At 65.4% G+C, this 16,727-nt stretch carries 15 protein-coding genes; 10 read left to right on the top strand and 5 right to left on the bottom strand.

Annotated features, from left to right (window positions below; all coding sequences use genetic code 11):
* Positions 1-4 precede the first annotated feature (4 nt).
* The 3 genes from FQU96_RS11980 to FQU96_RS11970 all read right to left on the bottom strand — a co-directional run bounded on the left by FQU96_RS11980 (position 5) and on the right by FQU96_RS11970 (position 3,039).
* Positions 5-817 carry a response regulator transcription factor gene (locus FQU96_RS11980; protein ID WP_146541427.1) on the bottom strand — a complete coding sequence of 271 codons (813 nt, stop codon included), beginning with the start codon at positions 815-817 and terminating at the stop codon, positions 5-7.
* Positions 750-1,241: a hypothetical protein gene (locus FQU96_RS11975; RefSeq protein WP_146541425.1), complete on the bottom strand. Its 492-nt coding sequence runs from the start codon at positions 1,239-1,241 to the stop codon at positions 750-752. The genes FQU96_RS11980 and FQU96_RS11975 overlap by 68 nt, the downstream gene beginning before the upstream one ends.
* Before the next feature lie 703 nt (positions 1,242-1,944).
* On the bottom strand, positions 1,945-3,039 hold the full coding sequence (locus FQU96_RS11970) for a cis-3-hydroxy-L-proline dehydratase (protein WP_370461365.1): 1,095 nt from the start codon (positions 3,037-3,039) through the stop codon (positions 1,945-1,947).
* Between the two features lie 230 nt (positions 3,040-3,269).
* Here FQU96_RS11970 and FQU96_RS11965 point away from each other — a divergent pair, with 230 nt between their 5' ends.
* A complete protein-coding gene (locus tag FQU96_RS11965) occupies positions 3,270-5,009 on the top strand; it encodes an FAD-dependent oxidoreductase (RefSeq protein WP_146541421.1) in 1,740 nt (579 codons plus the stop codon).
* Complete coding sequence (locus tag FQU96_RS11960) at positions 5,006-6,163, top strand: FAD-binding oxidoreductase (RefSeq protein WP_146541420.1); 1,158 nt, start codon at positions 5,006-5,008, stop codon at positions 6,161-6,163. Before FQU96_RS11965 ends, FQU96_RS11960 begins: the two co-directional genes overlap by 4 nt.
* Positions 6,164-6,277: 114 nt before the next feature.
* Here FQU96_RS11960 and FQU96_RS11955 read toward each other — a convergent pair whose 3' ends face one another.
* Positions 6,278-7,060 (bottom strand): IclR family transcriptional regulator C-terminal domain-containing protein, encoded by a 783-nt coding sequence (locus FQU96_RS11955; protein WP_146541418.1) that lies wholly within the window; start codon positions 7,058-7,060, stop codon positions 6,278-6,280.
* A 311-nt stretch (positions 7,061-7,371) separates the two neighbouring features.
* Between FQU96_RS11955 and FQU96_RS11950 the strand changes: the two genes are divergently transcribed.
* The 8 genes from FQU96_RS11950 (at position 7,372) to FQU96_RS11915 (ending at position 15,760) form a co-directional block, all read left to right on the top strand.
* A complete protein-coding gene (locus FQU96_RS11950) occupies positions 7,372-8,715 on the top strand; it encodes an ABC transporter substrate-binding protein (protein ID WP_146541416.1) in 1,344 nt (447 codons plus the stop codon).
* Positions 8,716-8,719: 4 nt separating this feature from the next.
* A complete protein-coding gene (locus FQU96_RS11945; RefSeq protein WP_146541414.1) occupies positions 8,720-9,640 on the top strand; it encodes a carbohydrate ABC transporter permease in 921 nt (306 codons plus the stop codon).
* 3 nt (positions 9,641-9,643) lie between these two features.
* Positions 9,644-10,462 (top strand): carbohydrate ABC transporter permease, encoded by an 819-nt coding sequence (locus FQU96_RS11940; protein ID WP_146541412.1) that lies wholly within the window; start codon positions 9,644-9,646, stop codon positions 10,460-10,462.
* A gap of 8 nt (positions 10,463-10,470) precedes the next feature.
* A complete protein-coding gene (locus FQU96_RS11935) occupies positions 10,471-11,598 on the top strand; it encodes an ABC transporter ATP-binding protein (protein WP_146541410.1) in 1,128 nt (375 codons plus the stop codon).
* Between the two features lie 27 nt (positions 11,599-11,625).
* Complete coding sequence (locus FQU96_RS11930) at positions 11,626-12,567, top strand: dihydrodipicolinate synthase family protein (RefSeq protein WP_178130461.1); 942 nt, start codon at positions 11,626-11,628, stop codon at positions 12,565-12,567.
* 12 nt (positions 12,568-12,579) lie between these two features.
* Positions 12,580-14,013: an alanine racemase gene (locus tag FQU96_RS11925; RefSeq protein WP_146541406.1), complete on the top strand. Its 1,434-nt coding sequence runs from the start codon at positions 12,580-12,582 to the stop codon at positions 14,011-14,013.
* A gap of 242 nt (positions 14,014-14,255) precedes the next feature.
* Positions 14,256-15,038, top strand: a complete 783-nt coding sequence (locus FQU96_RS11920) for an SDR family oxidoreductase (protein ID WP_146541404.1) — start codon at positions 14,256-14,258, stop codon at positions 15,036-15,038.
* The gene (locus FQU96_RS11915; protein ID WP_146541401.1) at positions 15,038-15,760 is read left to right on the top strand and encodes an SDR family NAD(P)-dependent oxidoreductase; all 723 of its coding nucleotides are present in this window, start codon (positions 15,038-15,040) and stop codon (positions 15,758-15,760) included. The genes FQU96_RS11920 and FQU96_RS11915 overlap by 1 nt, the downstream gene beginning before the upstream one ends.
* A gap of 165 nt (positions 15,761-15,925) precedes the next feature.
* Here FQU96_RS11915 and FQU96_RS11910 read toward each other — a convergent pair whose 3' ends face one another.
* Positions 15,926-16,681 (bottom strand): SDR family NAD(P)-dependent oxidoreductase, encoded by a 756-nt coding sequence (locus tag FQU96_RS11910; protein ID WP_146541399.1) that lies wholly within the window; start codon positions 16,679-16,681, stop codon positions 15,926-15,928.
* Between the last annotated feature and the right edge of the window lie 46 nt (positions 16,682-16,727).

Below are 16,727 nucleotides of genomic sequence, written 5' to 3'. Positions count from 1 at the left end.
GGATTCAGGCGGATGGCGTGATGGCGCGGCCCCAGCGATAACCGAAGGAAGGGAAGTTCTCGATTTCGCCGAAGCCAGAGTCGATGGCCCGGAACTTGTTTCGTATCCGTTTGATTGAAGAACGGACGTTGGTTCTGTAGCCATCTTCGCCGCTCCCGGCGATGAACCCGACGTGATGCATGCAATCATAAACTGATCGATACGTCACGTATTCGCCGACACTCGATGCCAATAGACGAACAATATTGAACTCGGTCAGCGTCAGGTTGACATCGACATCGTTCCAATACGCGCGGCTCACCCGAGGCCGCAAGACCAGCCGGCCACACTGCTGGATCTCCTCGGCCTGCATCTCCTGCGGCTGCTTTCCAGCATCAACGATGAGCCGGATGCGTTTGGCGAGAATGCCGACGCCACGGGACTTGTCGACAAAGTCCAGGGCGCCCCGCTCGAGCGCGAGGTTCTCATGCGCCCGCGACGACTGGCCGGTCAGGAAGACGATCGGCAGGTGAATGCCTCGACGCTGCAGCTTGGGCAACAGGTCGATGCCGGGCGTCGTCGGCAGATTCCAGTCGAGCACGATGACGTCGCCGTAACCGCCCCCCGACAGATAGTCCAGCATTGCTGTGCCATCCGCCAGCGCCACCACGTCGAAACCGTGGTCGACAAGCTCGGCGCCAGCGACCTCGCGATAGTTGTCGTCATCGTCGACAAATACCAGCCTGACGCGATCGCCGGGCCGCACCGCCTCATCGGGCCTGGATGCGGGACTGTAGGTCGGCCAGGCAGTTTCGCTTTCCTTCATCGGTGTCGTCATCGCTCTTCACCTCATAGGTCAGCGTTCCGAATTTCCTGGTCTGGACATCCGGATACAGTGAAAGGTTCACGGTGCATCCTCCCCTTCGATATCGCCATATCTTGCCGGGTGGACGCTCTTCCTCCGTTGTTGGCGCACCTAATTTTGCGCGGACTTCTTCTTCTCCCAGCCCGATCAGCTGCGGACGCGCCGCCGGGGCGCTGGGGCTCTCGGGTTCCTTCGGGCTGGCCGAACTCGCCGACGACTGCCCGGCGGCACTGCCACTCTCGGCGTGCGGCTTGCGTGCCGCGGCCGCAGCCGTACGCGTCGAGGCCGGCTTGACCGCCGGGCGCGAGGACTGATTGAGAAGGTCGGGCAGCCCGCATGCCGAAAGCATCAGGCAGCTCGCCCCGAGAAGCATTGGAACCAGACGACCAAGACTCATATCGTTCCCATAGTGCCGTGCTGCGGCGCGCTCCCTGCGTATGCGCATGTCGTGTGTCCGCAAATCGACGCGTCATGCCAGCCCACGACGCCGGCCCAGCGCGACGCCGGGGTATCGATCCGACGACCAACACGTGACCGAAGTCTGTGGCCGAACTGTGAAGTCTGTTTGAGCACCTCTCCTCGCCGTCTCTGACGAGCGGCGAAAAATGGATGTGCGCGGCGTGATGTTCCAACCTGCCCTGCATGCTGTAGCGAATTTGTGACTGGAGCGAAGGAGCGCGGCGATAACGTCGGCGCTGTGAAAGAAGTTCCGCGAAGACAATGATTCGCCTTTGAGGCCAGTTTTTGGCGAAGACTGCAGTGATCCCCAATTCCCACGGCGACCACACAAATGTCACGCCACGCGCCGTGATGACGAAACCCAAGCGTGCACTCACAACGCCTGGCACATCAGGGCCAGTTGTCTTCTCCGCACAATGGAACATTGAAGGCCCCGGACGCACTCGACCTGGACAATCTCGCACTCAACCCGCGCCACGCGGCACTATGCAGGCCGTTCTGCCTTCTGTCACATGCATAGTATGTGCCAGGCACCACTTCGGCCGACGAACAAAACGGCGATGCACCGCAATCCGGGCCCGAGAAGAAGAGCGTATGACCTGACGTTGATTTTTCAGCTGAACACGCTGTGCCGGCAACGCTCAACGAACGACAAACACCGGTTTTCCCAGGGCATCGGGGCGTACTGTCACGCCAAGACCAGGCGCAGCGGGCGCTTTCATCCAACCACGGTCATGGTACGGCCCATCATCGGCAAGACGGACGGTGATGTAGCCGTTGACGTCGCTGGCGCTGAAGCGCAACGCCTCGGGCGTCGAATGGGCGAGATGCGCAATCGCGGCGGTCGCGATGTCGCCGCCACCACTGTCCTCGATGGTCATGGCGATGCCCATGGCAACGCACAGGTCTCGCATCTGGCGGGCCACGTGCAGGCCGCCGACCTTGCTCAGCTTGATGTTGACGACATCCATCGCCTGATCGCGATGGGCGCGCAGCAAAGCGGTGATACCGTCGATGCTCTCATCGAGGATAAAGGGACGGCGCGTGCGCCGCCTGATATCGAGGCACGCACCGTAGTCCTGGCACGGTTGCTCGAGATACAGATCGATGTCGTCGATGGCGTGCACGACGCGCGCGGCCTGGTGCGACAGCCAGCTCGTGTTGGCGTCGGCGACCAGCACTTCACCCGGTTCAAGCCGTGCAGCAACGGCGCGTATGCGCGCGATATCGAGGTCCGGATCGCCACCGACCTTGATCTGGAAATGGCGGAATCCCTCGGCCCGATAGAGCGCCACCCGCTCCACCATGCGTTCGGGCGTATCCTGCGAGATGGCGCGATAGACCTTCACGGCCGCGCCCTGGCAGCCGCCCAGCAGGGTCGAGACCGGCACGCCGGCGGCTTGGCCCAGCAGATCCCAACACGCCATGTCGAGCGCCGACTTGACGTAGGCGTGCCCCTTCAGACGCTCGTCCATCACGCGGTGGATGACACCGATCTGCCTCGGGTCCTGGCCCAGCAGGTGTGGTGCGAGTTCGCCCAGTCCACTGCGTACGCCGGCAGCATAGGCCGGCAGGTAGGCGGGCCCCAGCGGGCAGACTTCGCCGTATCCGATCAAGCCGGCGTCGGTCTCCATCCGGACGATCGTTGAATCATAGGTCGTGATCGACTTGCCGCTGGACCAGCTATAGGTCCCCTCGCGCAGCGGCAAGTCGACCCGGTACACGGCAATCCGCATGATTTTCATCCGCCAATCCCCGTCATTCGCAGCGCCACCCCTCCGTTTTGTGCGATATGATAACTTTTGTACGGATTTTGCCAAAAGAGAAATGATGTTTTATATCAATGATCTTGTGTCTATCTTCGGACCGATCAGACGGAATTGACCAGTAATCACTGAGGAAAAACAGCCATCTGTCGTTCGTATATCGAACATTCGTGCATTTTTATCTGAAAGGCGAGCGACTTGTGACCCTCCGGTTGGCCAACGGCGGCGCCCTCGATGAAATCCTTCTCGACGTCGAGGGACAGGCCCTTGCCGCACGTTCAGGCGAGTCCCTGGCCGCGGCGTTGACAGCAGCCGGCATCCACTCGTTTCGCGACACCAAGGGCGGCGGCTCGCGCGGCCTGTTCTGCGGCATGGGCGTCTGCCACGACTGCCTGGTGCGCGTGGACGAGACGGACAATCGGCGCGCCTGTATGACCAAGGTGACCGGCCAGCATGCGGTGCGGCGCCAGACATTCCCCGGCCGTCTGCCGGCGCACAGCGACAGCCTGGCACCGATCACAATCGCCGATCTCGCCGTCCGAAAGCCGGACGTGCTCGTGATCGGCGGCGGTGCCGGAGGCTTGTCGGCCGCCATCGCTGCCGCTGAAGCAGGCGCCGGCGTGGTGCTGCTTGACGAGCGCGCGCAGTCCGGCGGCCAATACTACAAGCAGCCCGCCGAAGGCCGTCCACGCGACGCCGTCGCCGATGCCCAGGTCGACGAAGGCCAACGGCTCGTCGCCCGTGCCCGCCGCGCCGGCGTCGAGATCCTCTGCAATGCCGAGGCCTGGGGCGCCTTTGCGCCGATGACGATCGGCGCCACGACGCCGCAAGGCTCCCTGGTGTTCCAGCCTCGACGCCTGATCGTCGCCGCCGGCGCCTATGAGCGCGGCCTGCCGGTTCCGGGCTGGACGCTGCCCGGCGTCATGACGACGGGGGCGGCGCAGACCTTGCTGAAGACCGACGGCGTGCTGGCCGGCCGCCGCATCCTGATCTGCGGCAACGGCCCGCTCAATCTGCAGATCGCGCTCGAACTCGCACGCGCCGGCGCGACGGTGGTTGCCGTCGCCGAGCTGGCCGAAGCCGTCGGCGTGCGGCAGGCCGGGACAGTGTTGCGCATGCTGCGCCACGCGCCTCGCCTCGCCTGGCAGGGCGCGCGCATGACTGTTGCCCTCAGGCGTCGGGGCATTCCTGTCCTTAGCGGCCGCGGGCTGGTGCGCGTAGAGCCGTACGATGGCGCACTGCGCGCAACCTTGGGCCGGCGCGCGCACAGAACCCTGTCGCCGGAACGGGACATCGTCGTCGACGTCGTGCTGATGGGTTACGGCTTCATGCCATCGAACGAACTGTTGCTGGCGCTCGGCTGCCGTCACGACTTCGACGCCACGCGCGGCCATCTCGTCACCGCGCGCAACGCGCAATGCGAGACGAGCGTCACCGGCGTCTACGGTGTCGGCGATTGCTGCGGGCTGGGTGGCGCCAAGGCCGCGTGCGAGGAAGGATGGATCGCCGGCGCCGATGCGGCACGGGCGCTGGGGCGTTCCTTGCCACCGGCCGTGACACACGAGGTGGCGGCCGCGCGCGCCCGGCTCGCGCAGCATCGCGACTTCCAGGCCGCGCTCTGGCAGCTTTTTGCCGCGCCGCGCTGGAACACCGAGCTGGCGCAGCCCGATACCCTCATCTGCCGTTGCGAAGAAGTGCCGCTCGGTGCGATCGAGGCAGCGATGGCCGACGGCACGCCTGATATCGGCGAAATCAAGCGCCGCACACGCCTGGGCATGGGTCGCTGCCAGGGTCGCTATTGCGCGCCCCTGCTCGCATCGCTGCTGGCCGAGCGCCGGGGACGCCCGATCGACGCGCACGCTTTCTTCGCGCCGCGCGCACCAGCCAAGCCTGTGGCGATCAAGGATCTCGTGCGCGCCGCGTCGGCGCCGCCGCCATGACGGCCGATCATCGTCTGCCCCTGCCGAAGGACATCGGTACCGTCATCATCGGCGGCGGCATCGTGGGCATGTGCCTGGCATGGTTCCTGGCCGAGGAAGGCGCCGAAGTCGCCGTGCTCGACGATGGCCGCCATGCCGGCACCATCGCCAACGCCGGCGGCCTGCATGTGCAGATGCAGAGCCGCTTCATGCGGCTCTACCCCGAGATGGTGCCGGGCTTCGAGCAGACACTGCCCTTCTATCCGCGCGCGGTTGAGCACTGGCGCCGCATCGCCGTACGCCTGGATGAGGACATCGAGCTTGCCGTCACTGGCGGCCTGATGGTGGCGGAGAGCCGCGAGCAGTACGACTTCCTCGCCGCCAAGTGCCGGCGCGAGCGGCAGCTGGGCCTCGAAGTCGACATGCTCGACCGCAGCGCGCTCGAACGCGTTGCACCCTATCTTGGTCCGACCATCGTCGGCGCCGAGCTCTGCCCCACCGAAGGCAAGATCAATCCGCTGCTTGCCAACCAGGCCGTGCGCCGCCAGGCGCTGGCGCTGGGCGTCGTGCACCGCACCGAGACGCGCGTGACAGGGCTTGTGCGCAGCGCCGCCGGCTTCGCCATCGACACGACGGCCGGATCCATACTGGCCGGTCGCGTCGTGATCGCGGCTGGCGCCGGCGCCGGTGCGCTGTCGGCACTGTTGGGCCGGCCGATGCCGGTACGCGCCGAGCCGCTGCACATGAACATTACCGAGGCCACGCAGCCGTTCATCAAGCACATGGTGCAACATGCCGACCGCCAGATCACGCTGAAGCAGCTGGCCGCCGGCCAGGTCGTGATTGGCGGCGGTTGGCCGGCGACGCTCGTCGGCCCCGACGCGCATCCGACCGTCGAGATCGAGAGCCTGATCGGCAGCCTGAGTCTCGCTCAGCACGTGGTGCCGCAGATCGGTGCCCTGCGCCTGATCCGCACCTGGGCCGGCGTCAACACCAGTGTCGACGGCAGGCCCGTGGTCGGCGACGTCGCCGGCATCCCGGGGCTGTTCTTCGCCATTCCGGGCGATGCCGGCTACACGCTCGGCCCGCTGACCGCCCGCCTGGTCGCCGACGCCATGCTGGGCCGTGCGCCGGAGATGTCGATCACCGACTATTCAGCCGACCGGTTCGGATGAACCCGTTTCGGACCGCGCGCGTCCACGCGCGCATCGGCGCGACGCGCCGACCGACTTCGCTCTTCGCTTCGCTGTAAGCGAATGCGGGCGTGGACGCCCGCGGTCCGAAAAATCCTAACCCGGCAGCGCCAGAGAGATGCGCTGGGCGGCTTCCATCAGTTCGCTCAGCACGCGGGTGCGCATCTCCTCGGGCGTGACGCGCGCCGAGGGGCAGCACACATTCAGCGCCGCCCTGACGTTGCCGGCGCGGTCGCGGATCGGCACCGAGATGGCGCGCAGGCCGATCTCCAGTTCCTGGTCGACGATCGACCAACCCAGGCGGCGCGTCTCCTCGATGATGCCGCGCAGCTTGACCTTCGAGGTTACCGTGTTGGGCGTGAACTTCTCGAGCTTGGCATTGGCGATGTAGTCGTCGAGTTCCTGCTCGGAGAGGCCCGACAGCAATACGCGCCCGGTGGAGACGGCGTGCGCCGGCGCACGGTTGCCAACATTGATGCCGACATTCATCACCCGCTTCGACGCGGCACGCGCCACGTAGACGGCCGATGTACCGTCAAGGACCGCTGCAAAGCAGGATTCCGACAGCCGCTCCGACAGGTCGTTCAGGACCGGTTGGGCAATCTCCCAAAGGTCCATCGACGCCAGCGCCGAGAAGCCCAGTTCCAGGATCTTCGCGCGAAGGCGGAAATATTTGCCATCGGTCTCGACGTAGCCCTCCCGCACCAGGGTCAGCAGGAACCGACGGGCCGCGGCCCGATGCATGTCGGTGCGGTCGGCCACTTCGCTCAATGTCATGCTGGGCTTGGAGCGCGTGAACGCCCGGATCACCTCAAGGCCACGGGCCAGTGAACTGACGTAATCACCACTTTCTTGGTCTGAAACAGCAACGTCGGACATGCGCCTGTCTTCTCTACTCACCAGGGTTGGTGATTGTGCCTTGAACAAGCCAGCCTCGGATAGCGGGTCATTTTCCGCACATATGTTCGCATATGATACAGCCACGATCAATTCACCTGTTTATTTTTCGAGTTGACCTCAGATTAATTGATCTCATTATATTCAATAATATCAATATATTACAGACAAACAAATGCCATTCGGCAGTCCCTTGCGACCCGCCTGGGACGGACAAATCCTCTTGCAAAGCACCTCCATGCTTTTGATAATTCCGCACGAATGTTCAGAAAAATACAAACGGGAGGATACGGATGACGATCAGGAACCTCAATAACAGCCCCACAGGCCTGACCCGCCGGTCGGCACTGGCCGTCACGGGCGGGGCATTGACGGCGGGCGCCCTGTCGCGGGCGACCTCGGCCCAGGGCGCCGTGACCCTGCGCTGGTGGTCGCCACAGTCCGTCCCGGCGCAACTCGCCGCCTACAAGCTGCAGATCGAAACCTTCGAGGCAGCCAACCCCGGCATCAAGGTCGTCTTCGAGCCGACCTCTGACGAGACCTACGCGGCTCAGTTGGCGGCCGCCTTTGCCAGTGGCCAGGTGCCCAACATCGTGACGCACCTGCCCTCGTTCGCCGTTGGCAACTACTGGCGCAGCGGTCTGCTGGAACCCTTCAACGACGTGATCCAGATGGTCGGGCCGGAGAAGTTCTACCCTGGTGCCAACCGCATCTACGAGGTCGAACCCGGCGTCTTCGCCGGCGCCGGCATCGGCGGTACCGCCGCCAACTCGCTGTGGCTACGCACCGACCTGATGAAAAAGGCCGGCATCGCCGAGGCACCCAAGACGTGGGACGAGCTGCGCACCGCCGCGCGCAAGATGCAAGGCGGCGGCATCTACGGCGCACCGTTGCCCTATGCGCGCAACAGCATGACCACGCTGATCTTCATCTGCTTCATCCATTTGGCAGGGGGTCAGGTCTTTACCCCCGACTTGCAGGTGGCGATCGACAGTCCCGAGACGCTCAACGCGCTGGAATTCTACAAATCCATGCGCGAGCTCTGCCCGCCCGGCGCCACCAGCTATTCCTGGGGCGAGAGTCTGACGGCCTTTGTGTCCGGCGCGACGGCGACCGGCATCTACACTGGCCGCGTGCTGGCCAACGTCAACGCGCAGAATCCGTCGATCAAGGACTCGATCACCTGCACGACCTATCCGTCGATCTCGGCCAGCGTGCCGTCATGGACCTTCAACGACTTCCCCAGCATGTTCATTCCCAAGGCGGCCAAGGACATGGGGGCGACCAAGAAGTTCGCCGCTCACATCTACGCGCCTGAAGGCTACATCAAGCAGCTCCATGCCGCGCCGGGACACGTCCTGCCGGTGCTGAAGACCATTGCCGATGATCCCAAGTACCAGGACAACCCGATCATCGCCAAATACGCCAACGAAGTGAAGATCATGGCCGCAGCGTCGGCCGGCGGCTTCAATCTCGGCTTCGAGTCGGCCAAGCACAAGCCCAACGCGAAGGCCGGCGAGGTCGTCAACAGCGCCGTCATCGCCGAGATGGTCCAGCGCGTGTGCCTCAACAACGAGGATCCGAAGAAGATCGTCGGCGAAACGGCGCAACGCATCGAAAAGATCGTCAAGGGCTGAAGCTATGACGGCGGTCGAAGCCCTGCCACGGCCTGCCGAGCAGGGCCTGAAGCTCTCGACCCGATACGGCTTGCTCGGCGCGCTGCTGATCGCGCCGACGGTGCTGATCTTCTGTGCCGTGATCGTCTATCCCTTGGTGTCGGCAATCTATCTCAGCCTGTTCTCGATCTACACGCCGACCTTGAAGGGGCGCTGGGTCGGGCTGGGCAACTATGCCGATCTGCTGGCGTCGGGCGAGTTCTGGAACGCGCTCGGCGTCAACCTGATCTGGACGGCAGGCACGCTGGTCCTGCAGCTGGTGGCCGGCGTCGCGCTGGCGCTGCTGCTGCACCAGAACATCGTGTTCCGTTCGCTGGCGCGCAGCCTGATCCTGTTCCCCTACTTCATGTCGACGGTGGTCGCTGTCCTGGTCTGGCGCTGGCTGTTCAACGACCTCTACGGCATCCTGAACCACGCCATGATGTGGACCGGCCTGTTGTCGATGCCGCTCGACTGGCTCGGCCGCATGCCCAACGCGATGATCAGCGTGATCCTGGTCGGCGCCTGGAAGTATTTTCCGTTTGTCGTCATCAGCGTGCTGGCGCGCCTGCAAACCATCCCCGACCACCTCTACGAAGCCGCCACCATGGATGGCGCCGGTCGCTGGGCTCGCTTCACCGACATCACCCTGCCGCAGCTGCGCGAGGTGCTGTTCATCGTGATCCTGCTGCGCGCGATCTGGGACTTCAAGGAATTCGACCTGATCTACCTGATGACCGGCGGTGGCCCGGTGACATCGACCATGACCCTGCCGCTGCTGGTCTACAAGCAGGCCTTTGCGCTCAACGAAATGGGCGGCGCCTCGGCCGTCGCGGTCCTGATGATGATCGTGATGCTGGGCTTCATGGTCCTCTATTTCCGCACCGGCCGGACGGCGGAGAACTGAGCGATGCGGCGCTTCCTGTTCAACCTTTTCGCCTGGACGGTCGTCGGGCTGGTCGCCTTCCCGCTGCTGTGGACCATCGTGACCTCACTGAAGCCGCAGACCGAACTGTTCCGCATCCCGCCCAGCCTGCTGCCCGGCGAGATCACGTTCGAGCACTACCGGCGCCTGCTGCGCGAGACGCGCTTCCCCACCTACTTCGCGAATTCGGTGGTGGTGGCTGTCGGCACGACCGTGGTCGTGATCGTCGTGGCGCTGCTGGGCGCCCACAGCCTGACGCGCTTCGCCTATCCCGGCCGCGAGCGGTTGGCACAGCTGGTGCTGTTCACCTACCTGCTGCCATCAGTCGTGCTGGTCATCCCGCTCTACCTGCTGCTGGTCGAGGTCGGCGTCGCCAACACGCTGTTCAGCCTGACGATCGCCTACACGACCTTCGCGCTGCCCTTCGCGCTGTGGCTGCTGCGCTCGTTCATGGCCGGCATCCCGCAGGACCTCGAGGCGGCCGCCATGGTCGACGGTGCCTCGCGCATGGGGGCGTTCGTCGACGTGATCCTGCCGCAGGCGCTGCCCGGCATCATCTCGACCGCGGTGTTCACCTTCATCCTGGCGTGGAATGAATATCTCTTCGCCCTGGTCCTGGTGAATCAGGACACCGCGCGCACGCTCACGACAGGCGTCATCAACATGCTGGTGACGTCGTTCCACATCGAGTGGTCGCTGCTGATGGCCGCCTCGGTGATGATGAGCGTGCCGATCATCATCGTCTTCGCCTTCCTGCAAAAGCATCTGACCCGCGGCTTCGGCGCCGGCGGCGTCAAGGGTTGAGTGGTGCCATGGCAAGCGTGACCTTCGAGCACATCCACAAGGCCTTCGGCAGCTTCGTGGCCATCGAGGACTTCAACCTGCATATCGCCGCCGGCGAGTTCGTCAGCCTGCTGGGGCCCTCGGGCTGCGGCAAGACCACGACGCTGCGCATGCTGGCCGGCCTGGAGCACCCGACCAGCGGCACCATCAGCGTCGGCGACCGGGTGGTGAACGACTTGCCGCCCGGCAAGCGCGATATCGCCATGGTGTTCCAGTCCTACGCGCTCTACCCGCACATGACGGTGGCGCAGAACATCGAATACCCGCTGAAAAAGCGCGGCGTTGCGCGCGCCGAGCGCCGCCAGCAGGTCCAGCGCGCCGCGGCGCTGCTGCAGATCGAGCCGCTGCTCGACCGCAAGCCGCGCCAGCTCTCCGGCGGCCAGCAGCAGCGCGTGGCGCTGGGCCGCGCCCTGGTGCGCAATCCGGCCGCCTTCCTGCTCGACGAACCGCTGTCGAACCTCGATGCCAAGCTGCGCGCCCACATGCGCGCCGAGCTGATCGAGCTGCACCAGCGCATCGGCAAGACGATGGTCTATGTCACGCACGACCAGCTCGAGGCGATGACCATGTCGGACCGCATCGCCGTGCTCGACAAGGGCACCCTGCAGCAGTGCGACACGCCGCACGAGATCTACCATCGCCCGGTCAACGCCGTGGTCGCCGGCTTCATCGGCACGCCGGCCATGAACTTCATCAGCGGAACGCTGCGAGCGGAGTCCGCCCGCCTGCTGTTCGAGTCCGGCTCGCTCTCGCTCAGTCTGCCGCGTCATCTCGTGCGCGAGGAGGCGCTCGCAGCCGGCGACACGGCGATAACCCTGGGTGTCCGCCCCGAGGATGTCGGATTGACGGCCGATGGCTTGCCGGCGATCGCCAAGGTGGTCGAGCCGACCGGCCACGAAAGCATCGTGTTCTACGACCTCAGCGGCCACAAGATGGTGGGCCGGGTCGGGCCCGACATCCGCCTGAAAGCGGGCGACGCCGTGCGCCTCACGCTCAACAGCAACAAGCTTCATTTCTTCCATGCCGGAACCGGCCACCGGCTCAACACCGACCTGGAGCCGATCGCTGCGACGGCGGCACCGGGTCGCGTCGCCTAACCCTTCAACATGCGGAGCACGACGGTCATGGATCGTAACAGCGTGAACTGGTGGGGCCCGATCCCGGCGATCGTGACGCCGTTTGACGATCGCGGCGCAATCGATGAGAACCTGCTGAAGCAGAACATCGACATCCTGATGGCCAAGGGCGCCACGGGCATCGTGATCGGCGGCTGCACCGGCGAGTTCTGGGCCATGTCCATGGACGAGCGCCGCACCCTCTTCAGGCTCGGCGTCAAGGCGATGGCCGGCCGCGGCTTCGTCATTGCCGGCACCGGCGCCATCGGCGTTCACGACACGATCGCGCTGACCCGGGCGGCGCATGACGCAGGCTGCGACGGCGGCCTGGTCCTGCCGCCCTACTTCGTAAAGCTCACGGATGACGAGATCTTCGCCCACTACGAAGCGGTCTCGCGCGGCGTGGACGGCCCGGTGATGCTCTATAACATCCCCGGCAATGCCGTGAACGCGCTGAGCCCAGCGCTGGTGCGGCGCCTGGCCGACCTCGACCGCATCGTCGCCGTCAAGGAAAGCTCGGGCGACTGGAACAACTACTACGCCACCGCGATCGCCGTGCAGGACCGCCTGCGCGTGTTCTGTGGCCCCTCGTCGGTGTTCGGCGTGCCCGCCGTGCAGGCCGGCGCCGACGGCGTCATCGACTGCTTCCCCAACATGTGGGCGCCGGGCTGCCTCGACCTGTTCTATGCCGCACGCGATGGCCGACTCGACGATGCGCGCCGCCTGCAGGAGATCGGCGTTCGCCTCACGACGCTGTTCACCACGGGCGGACGCACGCTCTACCCGGCGACCAAGGCCGCCATGGACATGATGGGCCTGCCGGGCGGTCGACTACGCCCGCCGCTGCAGCCACTCGCCGGCGAGCCGCTGGCCGGCCTGCGCCGCGGCCTGGTCGAACTCGGGTTGCTGGCGGGCGAGTCCGCTGCCGCCCGTTCATCCGTCGCCGCCTGAAGGGAGGAAACCATGCCCGTCCAGCTCACGCCCCGCAAATACAAGGTGAACTACGGCGAATTCTACGGCATCGGCCCCAACGGCAATCTGTGGGTCGAGGATTGCGATGCCAAGGATCTCGCCGACCGCTTCGGCACGCCGCTGTTCATCATCTCCGAATCGCAGTTCCGCTATACCTACCGGCAGTTCCGCGACGCCTTCCGTGCCCACTACCCGGATGTCGAAATCCTCTTCGCCAACAAGTCGAGCAATGGGCTCGCCATCCGCCATATCATGAACCAGGAAGGCGCCGGCGGTGACTGCTTCGGCGTCAATGAGATGTATCTCGCGCTGCTTGCCGGCACCAATCCCAAGACCCTGGTGCTCAACGGCTCGAACAAGCAGACCGAAGAACTCGAGATGGCGGTGCAGAACGGGCTCTGCATCAACATCGACGCCATGGACGAACTCGATCGCATCGACGCGGTCTGCAAGCGACTGGGCACGAATGCCGATATCGGCATCCGCCTGAAGCTCGACCTCGAGCCGCTGGCCAAGCTCACCGGCGTTGCCATGCACGGCCCCGGCACGCTCAAGGAGCAGAGCGACAGCACCAAGTGGGGCATGAGCCGCGAGCAGACGGCCGCCATCATCAAGCGGGCGCAGGGCATGCCGCACATCCGGCTGAAGGAGACCCATTTCCATCTCAGCCGCATGTCGAACGATCCCAAGAGCTTTGCCGTCATGGCCGGCGAGATGCTGACCTGGTCGGCCTACCTGCGCGACAATGCGGGCTGGACGCCGCCCACCATCGATATCGGCGGCGGCTGGACCTTCGGCAAATGGTACGGCACCGGCCCGCGCGACCAGCTCGATGATGACTCCGCCCCCACCGCGCAGGACTACGCCCGGCTGTGCTGCGCGGCGATCAAGGACGAGGCCAAGAAGCATGGCCTGCCGCTGCCCAAGCTGCGGCTCGAGCCGGGCCGCGCGCTCTCCGGGCCCGCCGGCATCGCCATCGGCCAGGTCGGCGCCGTCAAGGAGGGCGCGCGCAAGACGTGGGTGAACATGGACCTGTCCACCAACCACCTGTCCTGGGCGGCGGCGCTGAACTGGTACTATCACGCCGTGCCGGTCGTCGGCGCCGATCGGGCGGCGACGGAAACCGTCGATCTAGTCGGCCCGCTGTGCAACTCCGACGAGGTCGGCGCCCATCGCAAGATGGCGCCGCTGGCACGCGGCGACTATGTCGCCTTCCTCGACGCCGGCGGCTACACCGAGTCCTGCGCCGCACGCTACAACGCCCAGCTGCTGCCGGCCACGGTGCTGGTGAGCGGCCATCGTGCCGAGATCATCACCGAGCGCGAGCAGCTCAAGGACATCGCCGGCCGCTTCCGCGTGCCGCCGCGGCTTCTGGCCGGCTCATTCGCACCGGCCGAGACACCGTCGGCCGTCGCGGCGGAGTAAGAGAGTTCGTTACGTCTTTTACCTTCCCCCGCTTGCGGGGGAAGGTGCCCGAAGGGCGGATGGGGGTTGTAGTAACGGTTCAACGTTTAATGGCGAACACCATTTCCGTTGAAGCGCCCCCCATCCGGCGCTACGCGCCACCTTCCCCCGCAAGCGGGGGAAGGTAAACAAACACCGGCGCTCCGTACCGTATGCCACAGCCCTGCCCCGTCGGGGGAAGGGCAAAGGAACACAGCAAACCCATGGATCTTGGACTTCGCGGCCGCAAGGCCATCGTGTGCGCCGCCAGCCGCGGCCTGGGGCGTGCGGCGGCGTTCTCGCTGGCACGCGAAGGCGCGGCGGTGACGCTGATCGCCCGCACGGAAGAGACGCTGGCGCGCACGGCGGAAGATTTGCGCCGCGAGACTGATATGCCGGTCAGGGCGGTGGCGGCCGACGTCAACACCGACGCCGGCCGCGAGGCAGCGCTGGCCGCCTGCCCCGAGCCCGACATCCTGGTGAACAACCCGGGCGTGCGCCAGGTACCGGGCGACTTCCGGACCTGGCCCAAGGAAGAGTGGCAGCGCTGGCTCGATGTGCACTTCCTGTCTTCAGTGCAGTTCATCCAGGCTGTCGTGCCGGGGATGTGCGCCCGCAAATTCGGCCGCATCGTCAACATGTCGGTGAGCTTCATCAAGTTCCCGCAGGTCGGCTTTGCCCACAGCCACGCGGCGCGTCTGGCCTTGTCCGGGGCGGTCGCCTCGATGGTGCGCGAGCTGATCGCGCACAACGTGACCATCAACACCGTGTGCCCCGGGCTGTTCGACACCGATGCCCTGCACACCAACCTGCACGGCCACGCCCAGCGCGGCAACACCACCTACGAGGCGATCGTCGAGGACCGCCTGAAGACCTGCCCGGCCGGCCGCTTTGCCGATCCCAGCGAGTGCGGCGATCTCATCGCCTATATCTGCAGCGCCCAGGCGGGATTCATGACCGGCCAGAACATCGTGAACGACGGCGGCGTCTACCAGGGGCTGTTCTGATGAGCGATGCCCTGATCGCGGCGACCGGCCGCGTCATCATGATCTCGGGCGCCGCGCGCGGGATCGGTGCCGCCATCGCGCAGCGCCTCTATGCCGACGGCTACAACCTGTCGCTCGGCGCGCGCACGCCATCGGCGATCAACCTACACGACGCGACGCGCGTGATGACGGCGCGCTTCGACGCCGGCGATCCCGCGACGGCACAGGCCTGGATCGACGACAGCGTTGCCCGCTTCGGCCGCATTGACGGCCTGATCAACAATGCCGGCGTCCTGCGCATGATCCGCTTCGATGACGGTGATGAGGCGGCGCTGAGCGAGATGTGGACCGTCAACGTCATGGCGCCGTTCCGGCTGTTGCGGCTGGCCCTGCCGTATCTGCGCAAGGCAGGCCACGGTCGCGTGATCAACATCGCCTCGACCGACGGCAAGCGCTACCGCGATGCCTCCTCGTCGGTGGGCTACGCCATGACCAAGCATGCCGTGGTGGCGATGAGCCATGCCGCGAAGTTTGCCGGCTGGGATGACGGCGTGCGGGTCACCGCGCTGTGTCCCGGCGCGGTGGACACCGAGCTCATCGCCGGCCTGCCCGGCGTCACGCCATCGGCTGGCCGCATGAAGCCCGAAACCATCGCGCACACCGTGAGCTTCCTGCTGTCACTGCCGGACAATGCGTCCGTGGCGGAGCTGCCGATCAACACCCGGCTGGAGGCGACACTCTAGTTCTCGCCGGGAGCGCGCTCAGAAAAATCCCTCCCCACGCAGTGGGGAGGTGCCCCGAAGGGGCGGAGGGGAGCCAACGTGGTCTTGGCAACTGAGACACGTCGGCTCCCCATCCGGCCTTCGGCCACCTTCCCCCACGCTGCACGTGGGGAAGGGAAGATACTGTTACACCGCCTTCGTCAGCGCGCCGTCGATCACCAGGTTGGTGCCGGAGATGCGGCTGGCCAGCGGGCTTGAGATCATCACCACGCCATAGGCGACTTCCTCGGCAGTACCAAAACGGCCTGACGGGTTGACCGACAGCGTCGACTTGAAGAGGTCCGGCATCCCCTTCTCGATGTTCTGCCAGATGCCGCCATCGAAGTACGTGTTACCGGGCGACACGGCGTTGACGCGGATGTTCTTGGCCGCCAGCTGCTGGCTCAGCCCCTTGGCGTAGTGGATCAGCGCCGCCTTGGTCGCGCCGTAGGAACCGGCCGCGAAATCGACCTCGAAGCCTGAAACGCTCGACACGATGGCGATCGACGCGGCCTTGGATTTCTCAAGATGCGGCAACGCCGCCGACACGGCATTGACCGTATGCATCATGTCGGTACGGTACGATTTCTCCCAGCTGTCGGGGGTGTCGCCGACGGCCAGCGCGCTGACGTTGCAGATCAGGATGTCGATGCCGCCCAGCGCCGCCGCCGAGCCTTCGACCCACGCCTTCAGCATCGCCGGGTCAGCGACATCAAGCGCCTGCCCGTGAACCTTGACGCGCTTGGCGCCCAGATCCTTGACCGCCTGATCAACCGCCTCGGCACCGCGGCCGCAGATCGAGACGTTGCTGCCTTCGCTGGCGAACAGATTGGCGATCGCCCGGCCGATGCCCTTCGTGCCGCCGGTGACCAGCGCGTTGAGCCCCTTGAGATTCAGGTCCATGGATCGTCTCCCTCATTCTCGTTTCGCGCAACAGCCTCACGGCGCT

Origin of the sequence: Reyranella sp. CPCC 100927, from assembly GCF_007859315.1 — a bacterium.
In the GTDB taxonomy this organism is placed as follows: domain Bacteria; phylum Pseudomonadota; class Alphaproteobacteria; order Reyranellales; family Reyranellaceae; genus Vineibacter.
Note: the sequence above shows the minus strand (reverse complement) of the source record. Positions and strands in the feature narration are given on the sequence as shown.

Bases quoted from the DNA above. Each gene is read 5' to 3' on its own strand.
- FQU96_RS11980 (WP_146541427.1), bottom strand. From the start codon at position 817: ATGACGACACCGATGAAGGAAAGCGAAACTGCCTGGCCGACCTACAGT.
- FQU96_RS11975 (WP_146541425.1), bottom strand. From the start codon at position 1,241: ATGAGTCTTGGTCGTCTGGTTCCAATGCTTCTCGGGGCGAGCTGCCTG.
- FQU96_RS11970 (WP_370461365.1), bottom strand. From the start codon at position 3,039: ATGCGGATTGCCGTGTACCGGGTCGACTTGCCGCTGCGCGAGGGGACC.
- FQU96_RS11960 (WP_146541420.1), top strand. From the start codon at position 5,006: ATGACGGCCGATCATCGTCTGCCCCTGCCGAAGGACATCGGTACCGTC.
- FQU96_RS11955 (WP_146541418.1), bottom strand. From the start codon at position 7,060: ATGTCCGACGTTGCTGTTTCAGACCAAGAAAGTGGTGATTACGTCAGT.
- FQU96_RS11950 (WP_146541416.1), top strand. From the start codon at position 7,372: ATGACGATCAGGAACCTCAATAACAGCCCCACAGGCCTGACCCGCCGG.
- FQU96_RS11945 (WP_146541414.1), top strand. From the start codon at position 8,720: ATGACGGCGGTCGAAGCCCTGCCACGGCCTGCCGAGCAGGGCCTGAAG.
- FQU96_RS11940 (WP_146541412.1), top strand. From the start codon at position 9,644: ATGCGGCGCTTCCTGTTCAACCTTTTCGCCTGGACGGTCGTCGGGCTG.
- FQU96_RS11935 (WP_146541410.1), top strand. From the start codon at position 10,471: ATGGCAAGCGTGACCTTCGAGCACATCCACAAGGCCTTCGGCAGCTTC.
- FQU96_RS11930 (WP_178130461.1), top strand. From the start codon at position 11,626: ATGGATCGTAACAGCGTGAACTGGTGGGGCCCGATCCCGGCGATCGTG.
- FQU96_RS11925 (WP_146541406.1), top strand. From the start codon at position 12,580: ATGCCCGTCCAGCTCACGCCCCGCAAATACAAGGTGAACTACGGCGAA.
- FQU96_RS11920 (WP_146541404.1), top strand. From the start codon at position 14,256: ATGGATCTTGGACTTCGCGGCCGCAAGGCCATCGTGTGCGCCGCCAGC.
- FQU96_RS11915 (WP_146541401.1), top strand. From the start codon at position 15,038: ATGAGCGATGCCCTGATCGCGGCGACCGGCCGCGTCATCATGATCTCG.
- FQU96_RS11910 (WP_146541399.1), bottom strand. From the start codon at position 16,681: ATGGACCTGAATCTCAAGGGGCTCAACGCGCTGGTCACCGGCGGCACG.